3 protein-coding genes and 1 pseudogene are annotated in these 1,910 nt (G+C 63.5%); 2 read left to right on the top strand and 2 right to left on the bottom strand.

The window, feature by feature from the left end; genetic code table 11:
- A pseudogene (locus R1101_RS28205) lies at positions 1-527 on the bottom strand (catalase); the annotation flags it as partial.
- A 340-nt stretch (positions 528-867) separates the two neighbouring features.
- On the opposite strand from R1101_RS28205, the gene R1101_RS0122425 reads away from it, so the two are divergent.
- Together R1101_RS0122425 and R1101_RS0122420 are read left to right on the top strand one after the other, a co-directional pair.
- Positions 868-1,233, top strand: a complete 366-nt coding sequence (locus R1101_RS0122425; protein WP_016935457.1) for a VOC family protein — start codon at positions 868-870, stop codon at positions 1,231-1,233.
- 29 nt (positions 1,234-1,262) lie between these two features.
- A complete protein-coding gene (locus R1101_RS0122420) occupies positions 1,263-1,652 on the top strand; it encodes a PPOX class F420-dependent oxidoreductase (RefSeq protein ID WP_016935456.1) in 390 nt (129 codons plus the stop codon).
- 16 nt (positions 1,653-1,668) lie between these two features.
- On the opposite strand, the gene R1101_RS28200 is transcribed toward R1101_RS0122420, so the two are convergent.
- Positions 1,669-1,910, bottom strand: a 242-nt coding sequence (locus R1101_RS28200) for an aldehyde dehydrogenase family protein (protein ID WP_037224711.1), incomplete at its 5' end; no start/stop codon positions are given.

Here is a 1,910-nt window from a genome sequence, read left to right as displayed (position 1 = left end):
GCTGTCCGAAGCAGGGGGTCGGGAGTGCGTGCAAGGATCTTTGCGAACCGCATTCCCTTGCCGGCGTACGAACGCACATCGGCGAACGGAAACGTATCGCTGTTCACCAGAATGAAATCCTGATTCGTGTGTCCGTCCGGGATGATCCGGTCACCGCTCACACCCAGAACCTTGATCGCCATTCCGCGGACTCCGCCCACCTGATCGCTGCGAAGCGCGCCTGCCGTGCTGGACAAGCGAACGAGCACCGGATATGTCCGGGCTTTCGCGAACAGTCCCTGCCGATAGGGCCGGGGCAGATTCGGATACACGGTCAGTTCCCCGCGCATGACACCGAGCCCTTTGGCGTGGGCGTCGCGGATCGCATGCTTGTACTTCTCGGCGGCCCACTCGTTGTTACGGTGCAGCGACTCGACGATCCGCTCGATCAGGGCATCTTCGTCGGGGTCGCGTCGCTCCAGGTCGTCGCTGTAGCGGACGAAGGTGGGTGCGAGCTTCCGGTTGGCCGTGGAACTGGTGAGAGACATGAGTTCTCCGATTGTCGGGACCTGTCGTTCCGTGACTACGAGTCTGGCGCGGGCGGCATCCCGGGGCATGAGTAGTGGTGTACTCGAATTCACGAATTGCTGGAGAACTTCGCTGCGAGACCGTCGACCATCACGAGCGGAGCTCCCTCCGGAGGCGGGACGAAGCGACGACCCAATTTGGTGTTCTCGACGGCGTGTAAATCGGTCGAGAACACCAAATCGGGGTTACGGTGCGGTAGTGCCCAGGGAGAGCGGCCGCGTCTGTGATTACGGATTTGCGTGGGTTGGGCCCCACTGAGCGGGGTCGATCCCACCGAAGATCGTCGAAGGAGCCACCTGCATGCGTCCGACCGGCATCACCACGAACATCAACGTCCCGGATATCGGGGAAGCACGGAGTTTCTACATGGACTATCTGGGGCTGAGCGTCGAAGAGATGAACCTCGGGTGGGTCGCGCGGTTCACCACTCCGGACGGTCGTGCCGTCGTCCAGTTGGTCAGCGGCGACGAGACCGCTCCCGTGGACTCGTCCATCTCGGTTCACGTCGGCGACGAGGTGGAGGCCGCCTACGAGGAAGCGCAGCGTCGAGGGTTCGAGATCGTCCATCCGCTGACCACGGAGCCGTGGGGCGTACGGCGGTTCTTCGTGCGCGCACCGGATGGCACGGTCGTCAATGTCGTCAGCCACTCCGACGATCCACAATAGAAGGACCCGTCGAGACGAGGATCAGTGAAATGGCAGGAAACGCTCCGAACCGATTCGCCGACGAGAAGGTCGTGCAACTCCAGACGCGTAAGCGCGACGGCACGTGGGTGGACACCCCCGTCAACCTCGTCGTCGAAGCCGATCACGCCTATTTCCGCACGCCGGGCAAGGCGTCGAAGAACAAACGGCTCCGTAACTATCCAGAGGTTCGTATCCGGCCCTGCACGTGGTCGGGCAAACCGACAGGTGCGCCCGCCCGGGCGACGGCCCGGCTGTTGTCCGGTGACGAGTCGAAGCATGCCGGCGATCTCATCGACAAGAAGTTCCCGGTCGTGCAGCACGTCGGCGTCCACTTCGCTCATCGGTTGATGTGGACGTCGACGTTGCACTACGAGCTGACCGACATCACCGACCTGTAGGTACATCCGCCCGAAATCACCGGGCGTGGCGCATCCGGAACATGCCTTTCGCGATCCTCATGTCCCGCTCGGGAGTGTCGACCGCAAACAGGGCCAGTGGGGCGCGGAACCGTTCCACCGTCACCGCGTGCGGCCGGCTGAACTCGCGCAGGCCATCGGCGCCGTGGATCCTGCCGAAGCCCGACTCGCCGATACCGCCGAAGGGGAGGGCGGGTACCGCGCCGAAGCTGAAGACACTGTTCACCGCGACTGCGCCAC

Origin of the sequence: Rhodococcus sp. R1101, assembly GCF_000278445.1 — a bacterium.
Lineage (GTDB): Bacteria > Actinomycetota > Actinomycetes > Mycobacteriales > Mycobacteriaceae > Rhodococcus > Rhodococcus gordoniae.
The sequence above is the reverse complement of the archived record's forward strand: the minus strand, read 5'-3'. Positions and strand labels throughout refer to the sequence as shown.